Genomic DNA, 17,567 nt, shown 5'->3' on the forward strand with positions numbered 1-17,567 from the left:
CGCGAGCGCTTGTTCCGTAAGGTTGAGCGAAATCCGGGCAGTCGGTAGGATGGGTGGAGCACAGCGATACCCATCATCCCACAGCGCGGCACGAAGTTGATGGGTAGAGCTGGCTCCGCAAATTCGGACAGTAGCTTGAGTGGATTTTCTGCCTGACAGCGGCGAGGATTCTTGCTGCGAATCAGGAGCGAAGATGACGAAGAAGAGCCGCCGGATGCATTCTCCGGCATTCAAGGCGAAGGTTGCTTTGGCTGCGGTCAAAGGCGACAAGACGCTGGCGGAGCTGGCGCAACTGTTTGATGTTCATCCGAACCAGATCACGATCTGGAAAAACCAGCTCCTGGAAGGCGCCGCCGGCGTGTTTGGGCATGACAAGGCGTCGGCCGAGACGCCGGTCGATTTGAAGGCGTTACATGCCAAGATCGGCGAGCTGGCGTTGGAAAACGATTTTTTGTCCGGCGCGCTCACCAAGGCGGGCCTGCTGAGCGCAAAGCGATGATCGACCGCGGTCATGATCTTTCTATCGTGCGCCAGGCGAAGGTCCTGAAGCTGGCTCGCAGCACGGTCTACTATGAACCTCGGCCAGTTTCGGCCGAGGACCTTGCCTTGATGCGTCGGCTCGATGAGCTGCATCTCGATTATCCCTTCGCGGGAGCGCGTATGCAGCGATCGTTGCTGCGGCGGGAGGGCGTATACGCCGGTCGCCGCCACATCGCGACGCTGATGAAGCGCATGGGGATCGAGGCGGTCTATCGTCGCCCGAACACGAGTAAGCCGGCACCGGGTCACAAGATCTACCCGTACCTGTTGCGCGGATTGAAGATCGAGCGGCCCGACCAGGCGTGGGCAATGGACATCACCTACATTCCGATGCGGCGTGGCTTCGTCTATCTCGCGGCGGTCGTCGATGTGTTCAGCCGACGGGTCCTGGCCCATCGCGTCTCGATCACAATGGAGGCGGCCTTCTGCGTCGAAGCGGTCCAGGAGGCGTTGGCGAAGCACGGCAGGCCCGAGATTTTCAACACGGACCAGGGCAGCCAGTTCACCAGCCTCGAGTTCACCGATGTGCTGCTGGACGCGAAGATCGCCATCAGCATGGACGGCAAGGGCGCCTGGCGCGACAACGTGTTTGTCGAGCGGCTCTGGCGCACGGTCAAATACGAAGAAGTTTATCTCCGCGCCTACGACAGCGTGTCCGAGGCGCGAGCGTCAATTGCCAAGTATCTGGCCTTCTACAATCAGGGACGCCCTCACTCGAGCCTTGACGGGCGCACGCCCGACGAGGCTTACTTCGGCACGCAAGCTATGGTGATGGCCGCATGACCGTCGCCGACGATTTTGTCGTCGCTCTGGTCGGGCTACGCCCTCCCGACGCAACGACAAAATCGTAAGGCCCCGCGTTCAGCATAACCCGGCAGGAATCCACTTAAATCCCGCGGGGCGCTGTCCAAACAACCGGCGCCAGCTCTGGTATCGCTTCGCTCCACCCATCCTACGAAGCTGTCGTCCTGCTGCGAAAGCGGGGGACCCCGTACGGCGCGGGGTCGAGAGAGGACGCGCAATAACTGCTGTCTCTGGAATACTGGATCGCCCGGTCGAAGCCGGGCGATGACAGCTGTTTGCTAGCCCGGGTGTCCTCGTCCACACATGACGCGTACGCGCCCCTACTCGCCCCATTGCCGCGCCATGGTCGCGAGCGCGCAGCCCTCGCAGTAGCGGGCGTCCTTGAAGTCGATCCAGTTGTGCGCATAGACGTGGTCGAGCGGGATGCCGTAACGCGCGCGCAGCACCCGCACCAGCACCCGCCACGCCGCGATCTGTGCATCGGTCGCGCCCTTCGTGACGTCGGGATAGTTGCCGGCGAACTCGACGCCGATCGAGGTGTCCTTGTTCACCTGCCGATAGGTCTTGCTGTTGTCGACATACTTGTTGTCATTGCGGTCGGCGCCGTCGGTGTGGGTCGGGACCAAATTGTCCGCGACCGACCAATAGACCGTGCCGTCGGTTTCGACCCAGACCATGACGCCGCGCCGGGTCGGGTTGTTGTGCTGCTCTGCTGCGCCAAACCGCGCCGAGCCCTGCGGGCCCTCGGTCTGGTGCACGATGATGTTGCGCCAGGGATGGGACTTGGCGACGTCACCCCAGGGCGACAGCCAGACCATTTTCAACCCGGGAATCTCAGGCGTGCCTTGCGATCGCGCGATGGTCGCGAGATCGGACATTTGAGCTGATGCCGCGGAGGACAGCACGAGCGCAGCAAGTACGGCGAGCAGGCGAGACATCATCACGGAAGGATCCAGTGTCGTCCCTCGATAGCATGCTCAGGCGCGCTTGCGCAGGGTCGCTTCCACGAGATCGGCGATCTCGGGCGGCAGCTTGGGCTCGTAGGTCGCATAGCCGTTCTTGCCGCCTTTCTTGGCGTCGTACAGCGCGTGGTCGGCGGCGGCGATCAGGCGGTCGGGATGCATGCCGATCTCGCGGCTCCATTGCGCAACGCCGATCGACACCGCGATCGGAATGTCCTGGCCGGTGCACTGCTCGGCATCGGCGCGGCAGACCTCCAGCACGCGGCGGGCAATCATCGCGCCCTCGCGCAGCGTCGAGGACGGCAGCACGATGCAGAACTCGTCGCCGCCGGTGCGGGCCAGCATGTCACCGGGGCGGAGCCTGGTCTGCGCCATCAGCGTGAAGTGCTGCAGGCAGGCGTCGCCGGCGGCGTGGCCATGGGTGTCGTTGATGCCCTTGAAGCCGTCGAGGTCGATCACCAGCAACGCGAACGCCTCGCCGTTGCGGTCGGAGCGCGCGCATTCCTCGGTCAGCCGCTGTAGCAGATGGCGGCGGTTGCCGACGCCGGTCAGGTCGTCGAGCAGCGCGAGGTCGGCGACCTCGTTGCGCAGCCGGTCGATCGCCATCAGCAGAAAGCCGAAATTGAGCGCCATCGACAGGAACACCATCAGCAGGATCACCAGCGACTGGCCGGCACTGAAGCGGACGAAGGAGAATTCGCCGGGCTGCAGCAGGGCGCCGACCAGGCGCAGCGCATAGATGCCGATCAGCAGCGAAGCGACGATGCCGGCAAGCCGCGCGCCGGGACTGACGCGGCCGTTCTCGGGCGACAGCAGCAGCTTCAGCGTCAACGCGAACGGCGTGACCTGCGCGATGGTGTAGACCAGGATGCGCATCGGCATGCTGTCATAGGCAAAGATGAAGACGGTAAGGCCGGCGAAGGTGAGCGCGGTGGTCAGCATGGTGCTGCGCCAGCCCACCGGCTTGCCGTAGAACCGCTCGATGCCCATCGCGGCAAGGCCGGCGGCGAACACCATCAGCGTCCCCGCCGCCAGCAGCGGCAGCAGCGAGTCCGTCAGCACCACGCGGAGCATGGCACAGGCGGCACCGGCCGCCGCGGCGAACGCCGACGCGGTCCAGAATTGCGCTGCACCGAAGGCAGGATAGCTGCGCGCGACATAAGCCCAGATCAGGCCGAGCGCGAGAAAATTGATAACGAATACCGTCCAAAGCGTCGGAACGCTCAACATCGCCCCTGTTCGAGACCCCTATCGGTCTCGCCTCTCCTGAAATGACCGCCGCCCCTAGGGCGCTTCCCCAATGACAATCCCCGTTGTCTTGCGGGACAGGATGCGGCCGCGCCGCTTAACGGACTGTCACCCGCAATGCTCCAATCCAAGCTGTGGTTTTGAATTGATGAAGATGTGCGCATCGGCCGTTTGCGCATCGTTAAGCATGCCGGATGCGCCGCGCGGCGCACGTAGCGCGGCAAAAAGCTGGCGAAAACAGCTAACAACTGTGGATAACACAATGACAGCGCCGTGACAGCACGCGGCAGCCGCCTCCGAATCTGCTGAGTTTGCTACTGAGGATGTTGCGAGGCTGGCCCTCCGCCAAGCATGCCTCGGAGTCGCGTTTCAATCCATGAAACCTTGAGAGGATACTATGGCTAAGAAAGCGAAGAAGGCGAAGGCGAAAAAGGCCCCCAAGAAGAAGAAGGCCGCCAAGAAGAAGTAACCCGTTTCTTGCCCGGGTAGCGGCTCTGCCCTGCCCGGGCACCCAGATCGGGACATCCAGATCAGGACCACCGGTCGCAACAGTATCAACTTCAAATACACCATCCAAATGAGTCGGCCCCGGACGGATGGGGCAACACCGCAGGCGCAAGGCCTGCTTTTTTATTGCCTGCATCAGCGCAGGCTAGGCGCGGTCAGCGCTCCGCGAAGGCAAGCTTGGCGCCGAGCAGGGCAAAGCCCGCGGCAAAGCTGCGCCGCAGCCAGGCCATCGCCTTCGGCCGGGTGATGACGCGGTCGCGCACCGACGCCGCGAACAGCCCGTAGACCGCGAACACGGCAAAGGTCATCGCCATGAACACACCGCTGAGCTCGACCATCCGCGCCAGCGGATGCGGCTCGTCGACGGCGATGAACTGCGGCAGGAAGGCCAGGAAGAAGATCGACAGTTTCGGATTGAGGATGTTGATCAGGATCGCGGTCACGATCACCCGTCCGCTCGATCGCGGCTTGATCTCGGTATCGACAGCGAGCGCACCGCGCTCGCGCAGCGCCTGCCAGGCCATGTAGAGCAGATAGACCACGCCGCCCCATTTCAGCGCCGCGAACGCCAACGCGCTGGTGTGCAGGATGGCGGCGAGCCCCAGCATCGCCGCGATCATCTGCGGCACGATCCCGAGCGTGCAGCCGAACGCCGCCGCCACGCTCGCCCGCGAGCCCCGGGTCAGCGCCACCGCCAGCGTATAGAGCACGCCGGTGCCGGGCGAAGCGACCACGATCAGGGTGGTCAGCAGGAAGGACCAGGTCATTTCAAATCCTCACGGGGGCACGTCATTCCAGATGTTGCTTCAGATAGTCCAGCACGCGGGGAAAGGCATCCTTGCGCGCTTCGGGATCGGTCCCGATCACGGGAATTGAGCCGTCGTGCATCTGATATTGCGGCAGCTCGGTGCGCGGCAGGTTCGGCGCGTCGAAGGCGTGCACCGCGCCGGGATAGCTCTTCAGCTCGACCGGATTGCCGCGCGCCTTGGCCGCCGCGATGAAGGCGTCGCACGGCTTGAACGGCGTCCAGACGTCGGCCTCGCCGATCAGCACCAGCAGCGGCACCCTTGTGGTCCAGCTGTCCGGCTCGACATTGGTGTACGGCCTTGACTGGTAGATGTCGGCGCACACGCCGGGATAGAACGACACCGCGACCCGAAAATCCTGCGCCAGCGTGGCGGGCCGGCCGATGCTCTTGTCGTTGATCGAGAGCAGCGCCACCCCGCCGCCCTGCGACCAGCCCATCAGCGCGATGCGGTCAGGCTTCACGAACGGCTGCCCCTGCAGATATCCGAGCGCGCCGTAGGCGTCCTTCGGCCGGTCGCGCCACATCCGGCGGGCGTCCGGTCCGCGCGAGCAGGTCTGGCCGAGACCGCGCGGCGACGCGCTGTCGACGATCAGCGTGACATAGCCTTGCACCGCGAGCGCGCGCGCCCAGGCGCGGTAGAGACCGAAGATGCGGCCCTTCTTGTCGTTGAGGCCGGAGCAGCCGTGCATCAGAACCGCCGCCGGCGCGTCGCCCTCGGGACGGGTGAGATGGCCGATCAGGTCGGTCGCGCCGTCCAGCGAGGGGAAATTGACAATCGCCTCCGCCGCCGCCGCGGGCACCGCGATCGCGGCCGCGCCAGCCATTGCGGTCGCGAGCATGAACCAGACCAGTCCGATGATCGACCACGGGCGGGACATCAGCCGCCAATATCACGGCGTCCGGGGCGGCGGAAGCGGCGGCCGGCCGGCCGCGCCTCGCTTGCGCTGACAACTCCGTTATGACGACCGGCGCTATAAAGACCCGCGCGGCCCACGGCCGGACAGCGCCGACGCCGTCATCTCGGCAAGGCGGATCACATCCAGCGGCGCCCAGGGTTTTGCCCAGAACAGCGCGCCATCGGGCAGGCGCTGCCGCAGCGGCCGGCCCGAGGTGACGACGACATCGAGATCGGGGTTGTATTTCTTCGCGGCATAAGCGAGCTCGACGCCGGTCATGTTTCCGGCCAGCTCGACATCCGTCATCATCAGCACGACATTGTCGCCGTTGCCCTGCAACACCAGTTCGGCGGCTTCCGCGCTCGCGCAGGCGATGACGTCGAACTCGCTCTCCTCCAGCAGCAATTCGATCATCTCGCGCTGCATCGGGTCGTCCTCGACGACCAGGGCCTTCGCACGGTGGGGCCTCGACTGTCCCATAGAATATCCCATGGCTGGGCCTCCCTTTTGATTGCAGTTTTTCAGAGCGAGCACGGGTTCAATGCCTAAAATCACTGGATGGTTCGGTTCCAATTTGAGAAAAGTGGGGACAGCCGCCGTGTTCCCGCACGGCCACCGCGCCCCCTGTTGAGATGGAGCTGACCCGACATGACCGCGATCGCTGGATCCGCCGCCGCCGTGACCGGAGCCGCCAGCGGCATAGGCCGCGCGCTTGCGCTCGAACTTGCGCAGCGCGGCTGTGATCTGGCGCTCGCCGACCGCGACGAGGCCGGCCTGCAGTCGGTGGCTGCCGAGATCGCGAAAGCAGGCCCGCGCAAGGTCAGCGTGCACCGTCTCGATGTCAGCGAGCCGGAGCAGATCACGGCGTTCGCGCAGGCCGCCGGCACCGTGCATCCCGGCCTCAACATCCTCGTCAACAATGCCGGCGTCGCGCTGCTCGGCGCGTTCGGCGAGATCGGGCAGGCGCAGATGGAGTGGCTGTTCAACATCAATTTCTGGGGCGTGGTGCACGGCACCCGTGCCTTCCTGCCGCAGCTGTCGCGGCAGCGCGAGGCGCATATCGTCAACATCTCCTCGATCTTCGGCATCCTCGCCCCGCCCGGCCAGAGCGCCTATTGCGCGGCCAAGTTCGCGGTGCGCGGCTTCTCGGAAAGCCTGCGCCACGAGCTTGCGGTGGCGAACAGTCCGGTCAGGCTGTCCGTGGTGCATCCCGGCGGCGTCGCCACCAACATCGCGCGCAACTCGCGCACCGGAAGCGGCATCACCGACAATGCCCGCCGCGCGCAATCGATCGAGCGCTTCGATTCGCTGGCGAGGACCACGCCGGCCGACGCCGCGCAATGCATCATCACCGGCATCGAGAAAAACCAGCCGCGCATCCTGATCGGCAAGGACGCTCGCCTGATGGACCTTCTGCAACGCTTCCTCCCCGGCACCTACTGGAAGGTGATGCAGCGGCAGATGGAGAAGACCGCGGCGCGGCGGATGGCGAGGGATGCGGCGAGAGCGAGTTGAATGCGGGGCGTAGCCGGGTAATCGGGTGTCATCACCCGCGAAAGCGGGTGATCCAGTATTCTAGAGGCGTCTGTGCTTGAGCCGAGGGGCCGCGGCGTACTGGATCGCCCGGTCAAGCCGGGCGATGACACGCGTGATTGAGGACCCAGTTTCATCTTCTCGCGACACGATCTGCCCGAGCTTTGCATTTCGTTCCGCCGCCTCACCCGCCCAACTGCTCCTTCACCCCAAGCGCCAGCCGGAACAGCGGATCGCTCTTCTCCGACGGATAGAGCGCGCTCTTCGTCACCTGCGGAAAATTGTCATTCTTCCAGAACGATGCCGGTGCGAACGCGAATTTTGCGACCAGCCGACGGCCGAAATCCATCTCATAGGGAAAATAGTTTTCCTTCTGCGCGGTGCCTGACATCTCCGGATACTCGCCGAGCAAATAGCCCTCCTGGATGTGCGGCCGCACCGCCGATGGCGGGCAGACGCTGGAGAGGCGCACGATCTGCAGGCCGGCCTCGGCGCTGGCGGTGATCGCGCCGCTGAGGTTCGGCACGCCGAGCACATAGAGGAACGCGGTGCCGGTCTCCGCCAGCGAGGCAAACGACGCCGCGATACGGATCGAATGGGTGACGTCGAGCAGCGGCGTGGTGCAGACCTCGTAATGCTGCAGGATCGACCAGCGCAGGATGCGATGCCGCTTCAGCCGCTCCAGCCCGAGCAGTTTTGCCTTCGCATACTCCGCGATCAGGATCTGCTCGGCACGGGCCAGCGTCGCGAACCGCGCCACCAGCGTCGCCTGATCCGGATTGCCACGGCCGCTGCGAAACAGCGTCGGCTTCAGCGACGAGTTGCGCTTGATGTTCCTAAAGTCGGCGCCCTGGCCGCGAAACAGCAGCACATGATCGCGGTTGAGGAATTGCAGCTCGGCGATTTTTGTCGCGAGTTCGAGATAGGAGCCGACGCGGTGGCCCGGCCCCTCCCGCACCGCCGCGTTCTTCGCAACCTGGCATCCCCTGCGGTCGAAGAACGACCAGATTTTTTGGCTGCCGATGGTTTCCATAGAGGGCCACTCATTCCGTCATTCCGGGGCAGCCCGCAGGGCTGAACCCGGAATCTCGAGATTCCGGGTTCGCGCTTCGCGCGCCCCGGAATGACGACGGCGGGATATTCCTCACCGCCCCACGAGCTGATCGGCAAAATACCCGATGGTCTTGCGGTAAATCACCGCCCTGTTCCACTCGCGCATCGCCTCGAAATTGGCGGTGCCCTCGCCATAGGGCGCGCCCATCTTGAAGCCGTTGGTGTGCAGGAGGTTCGCGGTCGAGGCCAGCACGTCGGCGACCGAGTGGCGCAGATCGACATGGCCGTCGCCATCGAAATCGACGCCGTACTTGATGTAGGACGACGGCAGGAATTGCGTCTGGCCGATCTCGCCGGCATAGGCGCCGATCATGTCGTTGAGGCGGAGATCGCCGCGCTGCACGATCTTGAGCGCGGCCAACAGCTCGCCCTGGAACAGGTCGGTGCGGCGGCAATCATGCGCCATGGTGGCAAGCAGGCGGAACACCGGCAGCTTGCCCATGTCGCCCTTGCCGAAATCGGTCTCCAGCCCCCAGATCGCGACCAGGATCTGGCGCGGCACGCCATATTGCTGCTCGATCTTCGACAACAGCGCGGCGTGACGCTGCAGCATCGCGCGGCCGCCATTGATGCGCCCGGCGCCGACGCGGGTTGCGACATACTGCTCAAAGGTCTTGTTGAACGTGTAGCGCTGCCGCCGGTCGAACGCGAGCACCCCGCCATCCTGCTGCACCCCGCCGAGCGCCGACGAGATCACGTCCTGCGAAATGCCGGCGCTAGCCGCCTCCTGCGAGATCGACTGGACGAAGCTGGGAAAACTGCCGCCGCAGCGGGCGGCATAGGAGGGGGTGGCAAGCAGCAAGGCGCCGAACACAACCGCCAAACGACACCTGAGCATGCAAACTTCCTCCTGCTTCGAATGGCCGATCATGGCATGGAGGAAACGGGGCAGTCAAAGTGTTGATCGTCTTGATCGGATGCTTGGACGTGTCTTCTATGCTGGTGCACTCCAATTCTTTGGCTTGTAGCGATAAGCGAGGAGCCGCTTCTTTGCCCTCCTGATTTCATCATCAGTAAACAACGCACTCCATTGCTCACTTTCTGTAACGACGGCTTCCACGGTGAGGTCTAGTCGCCCACGCAGATAGAGCGCAGTGTAGCCATCCGATACATTGGCTGCGTTTATGAGCGTCTTAGCAGTTGTTAGGCCATCACTATCCGATAGCATCTTGAGAAAGATAGTGGCGTTGTAGTTCGCCTCGTGTTTGGCGCGTCGATAGATTTCGAACATGGCCTTGTCGAAGGCAACATTTCGAGCTGTCATCAGATGCTCCTAGCACACTAGGTAGAATGATCTGAGATACCATGTTCGCCGGCGGTAACACGGCGGAGTTGTGCAGATTTCCCTCAATCCCTGAGCTGCTGCTCCAGCCCGGCGAAATCGATCTCTGCCCAGCGCTCGGAGATCCTGCCGTCCCGGATGCGCCAGAACGTCATGCCGCGGAATTCGACGTGGCGGCCGGTTGGGGCAATGCCGCGCCATGGGCTGCGGTGCCGGCCGCGCCAGACGAAGCGGCCGGCGACGATGTCGCGGTCGGCCACCAGACATTCGGCCACCGCCGACAGGTCGGCGAAGGTCTCGTGCAGTGCGGCCGAATGCGCGATCACCTCCTCGGCGCTCATCCGCTTACCCGCCGCATGGTCGAAGAAGTCGGGCGCCAGCTGCGCGCGGATCGCCTCGGGATTGTGCCGGTTGGTCACGGCGTCATAATGCGCGAGCACGAGCGCCTTGTTGGCGTCGAGGGTGGCGTTGGACATCGGCGATCGGCTCTCAAAAATGAGAAGTTGTAGTAAAGGAAGGATGCGCCTCATACGCGAATCGGACGTAGCCGCGCAAGTGACGATGGTCAGAAAGATCGGGGCTTTCGGCCCGCGCGCGTTTCGAGCCCGATGCGAAAGGCGGTTGCCGGCAGGCCGTTCATCTGCAGGCGGTAACATCGTCCGATGGCAGGCAGCGCCGCTGGCATGCAAGCGACGCCGCGCGCCCAACTAACCGGGAAGCCGTTCAAGACACGGCGGATGAACGCCGAAGGCACCGTCCGCGACCAACGAGGATCAATGCGGCGAGCCGGTCCCGCGCTGACGCGTGACCGATCGCCGTGTCTTTAAGCTGCGCCGCTAGAGCCAGGCCGGCTGGCTGCAACGACGCTGTCATTCGGGCGACGCCATCCGATGACGGACTTCACGACGAGGATGTTTGCCGATGACATCAGCCGGAGGATTTGTGCGTGCGCGCCGGGCTGCCGCATCCGTCGGCATCGTCCTCGCGCTCGGCGCGACCTTCGCCGGAGCAATCGACACCGCCGCAGCGCAGGACTCCCGCGCCAAACGCGCGCCGGCGCAAGGTGCAGGCAGCGCGCAGGCGATCACCGCGCAAATGAACAACGCCATCGCGCTGACGCGCAGCGGCAAGATCGACGCCGGCTATGCGCAGCTCACAGCGGCGCTCGACGCCGCGGACAGGCTCGACGACGCCCAGTTCGTCATGGGGCAATATTACCAGGCGACCGCCACGCTGCGCGCGGTGAAGCGCGACGATCTCGCCGAGAAACTGTTCGCGCGGGCGCTGCAGGGCAAGGCGGCAGCGCAATCGCCGCCCGGCAACGCCGACGTGCTGCTGTCATATGCCATCCTCTTATCCGACCACGCCAGGATCGCCGAAGCGGTGCCGCTCTACATGAAGGCGATCGCGGCCTACAACGCCTATTGGGGCGAAGGCTCCGAGGAATCGCTGATCGCCAATGACAAGCTCGCGGTCGCGCTGTCGGCCAACGGCTCGGCCGCGTCGGCGACGAATTTGGGCCGGCACAATTTCGAGCTTTCGGAGAAGGCGCTGGGGCCCGACCACCGCACCACCTGGAAGCTCGCCAACAATTATGCCGACATGCTGCGCGAGATCGGCGCGCCGGCGAAGGCGCTGGAGCTCGATCTGTTCGCGATCGAGAAGCGCGCCAAGCATTATGGCGAGAACCACCTCAACACGCTGGTGACGGTCAACAACGCCGGGCAGGACTTCCTCAACCTCGGCCGCTTCGACGACGCCCGCCGCTGTTTCCGCCGGCACCGCGCGATCGCGACCGTGCTGGCGCCGAAGGATCCGGGTTTTGCGGGACAGGCCGACGCGTGGCTGTTCTACACCGACATGCTCGCGGCGGGCGATGCCGCGATGGCGCCGGCCGATCTGGAGCAGCTGGAGGCGATCGTTGCCAACGAGGAGAATTTCGCGGATTTCCTGCGCATCAAGGCAGCTGGGCTGGCCGCCGGCAAACGCGAGCAGCGCGGCGAGCCCGACAAAGGCATGCGGCTGCGCGAGACCGCGCTTGCGATCTCGACGCGGGCCTTCACCGCGCAGCATCCGGTCAGCTTCGAGATCAAGCTCGGCATCGCGACCGCGCTGATCGCTGTTGATCCGAAGCGCGCGCTGCAGGCCTTCACCGCGCTCGATCGCGAGATGTTCGACTGGATGAAGCGCGAGGTCGGCACATCAGGCGACCGCGCCGTCGCCGAGGCGATCCGCGCCCATGCCGATCACCTGCTGTTCGCGTTCGGCCGCTTCGCCACCGGCGCCGGGTCATCGGTGGCGCAGCCGGCGTTTGCGAGCGCCGTGCTGCGCTGGAAGTCGCTCGGCGGCGGCGACGCCACGGCGCTGCGCCGGCTCGAGACGGAGGTGGCAGGCAAGGACGAGGAGACCGCGGCGCTGGTGCGCACGGCACTGCGGCTCAATGGCGAGAAGCAGGAGCTGTTCTCGTCGGGCAATATCGACGACTGGGCGCGATCGGTGTGGCAGCGGCAGGACGCGGCCGAGAAGGCGTTGAACCAGCGGCTCGATGCGATCGGTATGAGGCCGCCGCCCGATCCGCTCCGCCCCGCGCAGTTGCTCGCCGGCGATGAAGCCGTCATCAACTATTTCATCACGCGGCAATGGAAGGCGGATCGCCAGTCGAAGGAGCCGCTGGCGGCGACGGTGCTGTACGCTATCGTCGAGACCGCGCAGCGCGCGCCGCGCGTGGTCGATCTCGGCGATCCCGGCCGGATGGTCGATACCGGGGTGCGGACCGAGATCGCGCGGCTGCGCACGACACGGGCTACCGTGGCTGATCTCGATGCCAGGCCACTCGATGCGAGGGGCCGCTTCCAGAACCTGCGCGAGCGGCTGTTCGCGCCGCTGGAGCCGCTGCCGAACGACAAGACCACGCTCTATGTCGTGCCTGATGGCTTCCTGTTTGCCGTGCCGTTCTCGCTGCTGCCTGATGCCGACGGCGGCCTGCTGGAGGACCGCTTCACGATCCGGATGCTGACCAGTCCCGATGCGCTGATCGCAATCCATGCCCGCGAGAAGCTCGACAGGACGGGCGCGATGCTGCTCGCCGGCGGCATCGAATACGGCCAGCCGGGGCCGATGCCCCTGCCCGGCACCAAGACCGAGATCGAGGCGATCGCAAAACTCGCCCGCGCGCGCGGCGCGCCGGTCGATATGCTGAGCGGGCGCGGCGTCAGCGAAAGCACGCTGCGCGAGGCGATCGGCAAGGTACGCATCGCGCATCTGGCGACGCACGGCTTCTATCACGACAGCACGGCAAGTGGCCTCGATACGCTGTGGCAGAGCGGCATCGTGCTGTCGGGCGCCGGCGACAGCCGATTTCCGCTGCGCGACGACGGCGACGGCTATCTCTATGCCTTCGAATTGATGGACTGGGATCTGTCCGGGCTCGATCTGCTGGTGCTGTCGGCCTGCGAGACCGGTCGCGGCGACGAGAGCTTTGTCAGCGGGCTTCGTGGGCTGCCGACCGCGCTTGGCATCGCCGGTGCGCGGCGCGCATTGCTGACGCTGTGGCCGGTCGCCGACGACGGCACCGCGAACTTCACCGTGCGCTTCTATGAGCACCTCGCTGATGGACTGACCTATTCGGACGCGCTGCGCCAGACCCGGCGCGACGCGCGCGACGGCAAGATCGCCGGTGCCAGGGATTCCAGCGTGTGGGCGGCGTTCGTGCTGTTCGAGGGCTGAGGCGCGATCCGCACGTCACAGGGCTGTCACCGTTCCGCCAGCGCAGGGCAGATCGGCGCGGAAATCTGCGTGATTTGCTTTGACAGCGCTGCCGGTATCGGGGACAAGCCGCGCATGCCGAAAAAACCCGGAACCAATCCCAAAGGCGAATTCGCCTTCTTCAACGTCTTCTATGAGGACGGCTCGCAGCGCTCCAACCGCCGCGTGCCATCGGAGCTGCTGGGCGGGCTCGACGGCGACGAGCCGGTCCGCGCCTTCCTGCGCGACCAGGACCGTGAGATCGCCGAAAAGGGCGGCCGCCCGCCACTCGAGATCAAGACCATCGAGCGCGTCGGTGTGAAGAAGAAGTAGCGGCGCGGGCACGGCGCACCAGACGGACGCATTTGCTGAACTGCGCGCTCTATCCGCATCGGAACAAGCGGCACCCCTCTCCCCACCCTCCCCCGCAAGGGGGGAGGGAGCCCTTCCGCCGGTGCCTCACTCACATTTGCGACCACCGTGCAGCACGCAGCAGCGTGCCGCACGCGTCGTGACGCGAAGTACAAAAAGCCACGCGCGACGTGAGGTGAGCACGCTCTCCAGGCTCCCTCCCCCGCAAGGGCAGGGGAATCGCATATGGGGTTTCGCTGGCTATTGCATTGTAAGGCAACACCGATTCTGAAGACGACTCCCGGATTAAGGAGGGGGTCGGATGAAGAAGTTCAAGACGGCCTTTCGGCGGTTGCCGGACCCGCGCGCGGACAATGCCAGGCACGATCTGTTGGAAGTGCTGTTCATCGCACTGGCGGCGATGCTGTGCGGGGCGGAGTCGTGCTCGGACATGGCGGACTTCGGGCAGTCGAAGGAGGAGCTGTTGCGGCTCTTTCTTCGCCTGGAGCATGGCATCCCAAGCCACGATACATTCAGTCGGGTGTTCCGCCTGCTCAAACCGCAGGCCTTTGAGTGCGCATTTCGTCGCTTCATGGCGGCCTTTGCCAAGGCCAACCGCATCAAGCTGACTGGGGTCGTGGCGGTTGACGGCAAGGCCCTGCGCGGGGCCTACGAACGCGGCGGCAAGGCCACCCCGCTGCACATGGTCAACGTCTTTGCGGTGGATGCCCGCATGGCCTTGGCTCAGCAAAAGGCATCTGGTCGCAACGAGACGGCGGGCGCTCTGGAGGTACTGGACCTTCTGTCGCTGGAAGGCTGCATCGTTACCGCCGATGCGCTGCATTGTACCCGCGCCTTTGCGGCTACGGTGCGCGAGCGCGGCGGCGACTATGTTCTGGCGATCAAGGCCAACCGCGGGCGCTTGTTCACCGCGGTGACCCAACAATTTGCGCGATCGGGCAAGCGCAGCACAGCCGAGCAGATCGACCCTTCCACCCACGATCGACGCGAAGTGCGACGTGCCACAGTCATGCGCAATACCAGTTTGGCGGACCTCTATGGCTTCCCAGGGGCCGCCGCGATAGGGCGCATCACCTCGCGCAGACGCCTGCGGAAGCAGCGCGCCGATGCGCCTGTCGTGCGTCACTATCTCCTGTCCAAATACATCGCTCCCAAGCGGCTGCTCCACGTCACTCGCAGCCATTGGGGCATCGAGAACCAACTCCATTGGGTGCTCGACGTCCATTTTGCCGAGGATAGCAACCGCTCACGCTGCGACCATGCGCCCGAGAACCTTGCCATTCTGCGCAGGCTCGCCCTCAACATCCTGCGAACTCACCCGGATCCAGCCTCCCTGCGGCGCAAAATTAAGCGCGCCGGCTGGGACAATGCCTTCCTCATGGCAGCCCTCAGCCATATGCGATAGCCCTGCCCTTGCGGGGGAGGGTTGGGGAGAGGGGTGGCCGCGGGTGCTGGCGCGAGATGTCGATACGCCCTCGCCAAAACAAAAACGGCGGGCCCTTGCCCGCCGTTCTTGTCTCGATGGATTGCCGGGTCAAGCCCGGCAATGACAGCATCAGTTATCCAGGAAGCTCCGCAGCTTGCGGCTCCTTGACGGGTGCTTCAGCTTGCGCAGCGCCTTGGCTTCGATCTGGCGGATGCGCTCTCTGGTCACCGAGAACTGCTGGCCGACTTCTTCCAGGGTGTGGTCGGTGTTCATGCCTATGCCGAAGCGCATACGCAACACGCGCTCCTCGCGCGGCGTGAGCGAGGCCAGCACGCGCGTGGTGGTCTCGCGCAGGTTCGACTGGATCGCGGCGTCGATCGGCAGGATCGCGTTCTTGTCCTCGATGAAATCGCCGAGATGCGAATCCTCCTCGTCACCAACCGGGGTTTCGAGCGACAGCGGCTCCTTGGCGATCTTGAGGACCTTGCGGACCTTCTCCAGCGGCATGCCGAGCTTCTCGGCGAGCTCTTCCGGGGTCGGCTCGCGGCCGATCTCGTTCAGCATCTGGCGCGAGGTGCGGACGATCTTGTTGATCGTCTCGATCATGTGCACGGGGATGCGGATGGTGCGGGCCTGGTCGGCGATCGAGCGGGTGATCGCCTGCCGGATCCACCAGGTGGCGTAGGTCGAGAACTTGTAGCCGCGGCGATATTCGAACTTATCGACCGCCTTCATCAGGCCGATATTGCCTTCCTGGATCAGGTCGAGGAACTGCAGGCCGCGGTTGGTGTACTTCTTGGCGATCGAGATCACGAGACGGAGGTTGGCTTCCACCATCTCCTTCTTGGCCTGACGGGCTTCGCGCTCGCCCTTCTGCACGCCGTGCACGATCTTGCGGAATTCGCCGATCTCAAGCCCGGTGAGCGCCGCCAGCGACTGGATTTCGTGGCGCAGGTCCTTGATGCGGTCCTTCTCGTGATGGACGAAGTTCTTCCAGCCCTTGGCAGAAAGCTTCGAGACACGGTTGAGCCAGCGCGGATCGAGCTCCGAGCCCTGGTAGTTGCGCAGGAAGTCTTCGCGCGCGACGCCGTGGCTGTCGCCGAGGCGCAGCAGGCGGCCCTCGAACGAGACCAGCTTCTTGTTGATGTCGTAGAGCTGCTCGACCAGCGAATCGATGCGGGCCTGGTTGAGGCGCAGCGACTTCACCTCGACGATGATCTCGTCCTTCAGCTTCTTGTACTTGCGCTCCTGCGAGGGCGACAGCGACTCGCTCTGCAGCTGGTTGGCGATGTCCTGCTCCTGCAGGCGGCGCAGCTTCTTGTATTCGGACGCGATCTTGTCGAAGGTTTCGACCACCTTCGGCTTCAGCTCGGCCTCGATGGCGGCGAGCGACATCTGGTTCTCGAACTCGTCGTCGTCCATGTCGGCTTCGGCCGCGGCCTCGCCGGGATCCTTCTCCTCGGTGGCGGCTTCGCCACCAGCAGGCGCGGCGCGGAACGGGGTCGGCGACGGCGGCGCAGCGGGCGGCGCCACCAGGGCGGGCGCGGCCGCGTCAGCGCCGTTGCCATTGGCCTCGGCGGTAGCGCCCTCGCCGGCGCTGTTGCCGATCAGGTTCGGATTGATGCCGCCCTTGGACTCCGGCCCGGCATAGGTGGCTTCGAGATCGATGATGTCGCGGAGGAAGATCTTTCCTTCGTTGAGCTCGTCGCGCCAGATGATGATGGCCTGGAAGGTCAGCGGGCTTTCGCAGAGGCCCGCGATCATCGCCTCGCGGCCGGCCTCGATGCGTTTTGCAATTGCGATTTCGCCCTCGCGGGAGAGCAATTCCACCGTGCCCATCTCGCGCAGATACATCCGCACGGGATCGTCGGTGCGCTCGCCGGGCTCCGACTTCTTGACCTCGGTGACGGCCTTCTGCGTGACCTCGACAAGCTCGTTGTCGGTCTCGTCGTCACCGTCGTCCTTCTCGTCCTCGCCTTCGGAATCGTCAGCCTCGGTGACGTTGATGCCCATGTCGGAGAGCATCGACATGATGTCTTCGATCTGTTCGGGCGACGTCGTATCGGAGGGAAGCACTTCGTTGAGCTGATCGAAGGTCACGAAGCCGCGCTTCTTGGCCTGCTTGATCATCTTCTTCACCGCGGCATCCGACAGGTCGAGCAACGGCGACGGCGCGTCAGCGGAATCCTTCTCAGGAGCGTCCGCTGCCTTGTCGTCTTTTTCCTTGTCCTTAACCTGCAGCGTCTTTGCCTTGGTGGCCATTCACTAAGCTCCCGAAACGCGGTCGTGCAAAATGGTGCCACGCACGCATGTTTGCACGCTATCTAGAATT

General features: G+C 64.6%; 15 protein-coding genes. 5 read left to right on the top strand and 10 right to left on the bottom strand.

Features of this window, described 5'->3' with window-relative positions:
* The first annotated feature begins 193 nt into the window (after positions 1-193).
* Positions 194-1,323, top strand: a protein-coding gene (locus HAP54_RS01415; protein ID WP_166204126.1) for an IS3-like element ISRj2 family transposase whose coding sequence is annotated in 2 segments (ribosomal slippage) — positions 194-446 and positions 446-1,323 — 1,131 coding nt in all. Because the reading frame shifts where the segments join, the coding sequence is not laid out codon by codon here.
* A 341-nt stretch (positions 1,324-1,664) separates the two neighbouring features.
* Here HAP54_RS01415 and HAP54_RS01420 read toward each other — a convergent pair.
* The 5 genes from HAP54_RS01420 to HAP54_RS01440 all read right to left on the bottom strand — a co-directional run bounded on the left by HAP54_RS01420 (position 1,665) and on the right by HAP54_RS01440 (position 6,245).
* Positions 1,665-2,285 (bottom strand): peptidoglycan recognition protein family protein, encoded by a 621-nt coding sequence (locus HAP54_RS01420; RefSeq protein WP_166307297.1) that lies wholly within the window; start codon positions 2,283-2,285, stop codon positions 1,665-1,667.
* 36 nt (positions 2,286-2,321) lie between these two features.
* Positions 2,322-3,536 (bottom strand): GGDEF domain-containing protein, encoded by a 1,215-nt coding sequence (locus tag HAP54_RS01425; protein ID WP_166298569.1) that lies wholly within the window; start codon positions 3,534-3,536, stop codon positions 2,322-2,324.
* A gap of 680 nt (positions 3,537-4,216) precedes the next feature.
* The gene (locus HAP54_RS01430; protein ID WP_166298570.1) at positions 4,217-4,828 is read right to left on the bottom strand and encodes a LysE family translocator; all 612 of its coding nucleotides are present in this window, start codon (positions 4,826-4,828) and stop codon (positions 4,217-4,219) included.
* A 22-nt stretch (positions 4,829-4,850) separates the two neighbouring features.
* On the bottom strand, positions 4,851-5,708 hold the full coding sequence (locus tag HAP54_RS01435) for a dienelactone hydrolase family protein (protein ID WP_166298571.1): 858 nt from the start codon (positions 5,706-5,708) through the stop codon (positions 4,851-4,853).
* 132 nt (positions 5,709-5,840) lie between these two features.
* On the bottom strand, positions 5,841-6,245 hold the full coding sequence (locus HAP54_RS01440; RefSeq protein ID WP_166307300.1) for a response regulator: 405 nt from the start codon (positions 6,243-6,245) through the stop codon (positions 5,841-5,843).
* A gap of 168 nt (positions 6,246-6,413) precedes the next feature.
* Between HAP54_RS01440 and HAP54_RS01445 the strand changes: the two genes are divergently transcribed.
* On the top strand, positions 6,414-7,280 hold the full coding sequence (locus tag HAP54_RS01445; RefSeq protein ID WP_166298572.1) for an SDR family NAD(P)-dependent oxidoreductase: 867 nt from the start codon (positions 6,414-6,416) through the stop codon (positions 7,278-7,280).
* Between the two features lie 202 nt (positions 7,281-7,482).
* Here HAP54_RS01445 and HAP54_RS01450 read toward each other — a convergent pair whose 3' ends face one another.
* The 4 genes from HAP54_RS01450 to HAP54_RS01465 all read right to left on the bottom strand — a co-directional run bounded on the left by HAP54_RS01450 (position 7,483) and on the right by HAP54_RS01465 (position 10,169).
* Positions 7,483-8,331: an FRG domain-containing protein gene (locus tag HAP54_RS01450; protein ID WP_166298573.1), complete on the bottom strand. Its 849-nt coding sequence runs from the start codon at positions 8,329-8,331 to the stop codon at positions 7,483-7,485.
* 111 nt (positions 8,332-8,442) lie between these two features.
* On the bottom strand, positions 8,443-9,249 hold the full coding sequence (locus HAP54_RS01455; protein WP_166298574.1) for a lytic murein transglycosylase: 807 nt from the start codon (positions 9,247-9,249) through the stop codon (positions 8,443-8,445).
* Positions 9,250-9,345: 96 nt separating this feature from the next.
* Positions 9,346-9,675 carry a hypothetical protein gene (locus tag HAP54_RS01460; protein WP_166298575.1) on the bottom strand — a complete coding sequence of 110 codons (330 nt, stop codon included), beginning with the start codon at positions 9,673-9,675 and terminating at the stop codon, positions 9,346-9,348.
* 83 nt (positions 9,676-9,758) lie between these two features.
* Positions 9,759-10,169 (bottom strand): ester cyclase, encoded by a 411-nt coding sequence (locus tag HAP54_RS01465; protein ID WP_051346428.1) that lies wholly within the window; start codon positions 10,167-10,169, stop codon positions 9,759-9,761.
* Positions 10,170-10,614: 445 nt separating this feature from the next.
* Here HAP54_RS01465 and HAP54_RS01470 point away from each other — a divergent pair, with 445 nt between their 5' ends.
* From HAP54_RS01470 to HAP54_RS01480, 3 genes are all read left to right on the top strand, one after another.
* Positions 10,615-13,419 (top strand): CHAT domain-containing tetratricopeptide repeat protein, encoded by a 2,805-nt coding sequence (locus HAP54_RS01470; protein WP_166298576.1) that lies wholly within the window; start codon positions 10,615-10,617, stop codon positions 13,417-13,419.
* Between the two features lie 114 nt (positions 13,420-13,533).
* Positions 13,534-13,770: a hypothetical protein gene (locus tag HAP54_RS01475; RefSeq protein WP_029082033.1), complete on the top strand. Its 237-nt coding sequence runs from the start codon at positions 13,534-13,536 to the stop codon at positions 13,768-13,770.
* 340 nt (positions 13,771-14,110) lie between these two features.
* Positions 14,111-15,214 carry an ISAs1 family transposase gene (locus tag HAP54_RS01480; RefSeq protein ID WP_166297973.1) on the top strand — a complete coding sequence of 368 codons (1,104 nt, stop codon included), beginning with the start codon at positions 14,111-14,113 and terminating at the stop codon, positions 15,212-15,214.
* A 150-nt stretch (positions 15,215-15,364) separates the two neighbouring features.
* Here the strand turns inward: HAP54_RS01480 and rpoD are convergent, their stop codons facing one another.
* Positions 15,365-17,497 (bottom strand): RNA polymerase sigma factor RpoD, encoded by a 2,133-nt coding sequence (gene rpoD / locus HAP54_RS01485; protein ID WP_166298577.1) that lies wholly within the window; start codon positions 17,495-17,497, stop codon positions 15,365-15,367.
* Positions 17,498-17,567 lie beyond the last annotated feature (70 nt).

Origin of the sequence: Bradyrhizobium sp. 2S1 (assembly GCF_011516625.5) — a bacterium.
In the GTDB taxonomy this organism is placed as follows: Bacteria; Pseudomonadota; Alphaproteobacteria; order Rhizobiales; family Xanthobacteraceae; genus Bradyrhizobium; species Bradyrhizobium septentrionale.

Bases quoted from the DNA above. Each gene is read 5' to 3' on its own strand.
- HAP54_RS01425 (WP_166298569.1), bottom strand. From the start codon at position 3,536: ATGTTGAGCGTTCCGACGCTTTGGACGGTATTCGTTATCAATTTTCTC.
- HAP54_RS01455 (WP_166298574.1), bottom strand. From the start codon at position 9,249: ATGCTCAGGTGTCGTTTGGCGGTTGTGTTCGGCGCCTTGCTGCTTGCC.
- HAP54_RS01470 (WP_166298576.1), top strand. From the start codon at position 10,615: ATGACATCAGCCGGAGGATTTGTGCGTGCGCGCCGGGCTGCCGCATCC.
- HAP54_RS01460 (WP_166298575.1), bottom strand. From the start codon at position 9,675: ATGACAGCTCGAAATGTTGCCTTCGACAAGGCCATGTTCGAAATCTAT.
- HAP54_RS01480 (WP_166297973.1), top strand. From the start codon at position 14,111: ATGAAGAAGTTCAAGACGGCCTTTCGGCGGTTGCCGGACCCGCGCGCG.
- HAP54_RS01420 (WP_166307297.1), bottom strand. From the start codon at position 2,285: ATGATGTCTCGCCTGCTCGCCGTACTTGCTGCGCTCGTGCTGTCCTCC.
- HAP54_RS01435 (WP_166298571.1), bottom strand. From the start codon at position 5,708: ATGCTCGCGACCGCAATGGCTGGCGCGGCCGCGATCGCGGTGCCCGCG.
- HAP54_RS01430 (WP_166298570.1), bottom strand. From the start codon at position 4,828: ATGACCTGGTCCTTCCTGCTGACCACCCTGATCGTGGTCGCTTCGCCC.
- HAP54_RS01450 (WP_166298573.1), bottom strand. From the start codon at position 8,331: ATGGAAACCATCGGCAGCCAAAAAATCTGGTCGTTCTTCGACCGCAGG.
- HAP54_RS01475 (WP_029082033.1), top strand. From the start codon at position 13,534: ATGCCGAAAAAACCCGGAACCAATCCCAAAGGCGAATTCGCCTTCTTC.
- HAP54_RS01440 (WP_166307300.1), bottom strand. From the start codon at position 6,245: ATGGGACAGTCGAGGCCCCACCGTGCGAAGGCCCTGGTCGTCGAGGAC.
- HAP54_RS01445 (WP_166298572.1), top strand. From the start codon at position 6,414: ATGACCGCGATCGCTGGATCCGCCGCCGCCGTGACCGGAGCCGCCAGC.
- HAP54_RS01465 (WP_051346428.1), bottom strand. From the start codon at position 10,169: ATGTCCAACGCCACCCTCGACGCCAACAAGGCGCTCGTGCTCGCGCAT.
- rpoD (WP_166298577.1), bottom strand. From the start codon at position 17,497: ATGGCCACCAAGGCAAAGACGCTGCAGGTTAAGGACAAGGAAAAAGAC.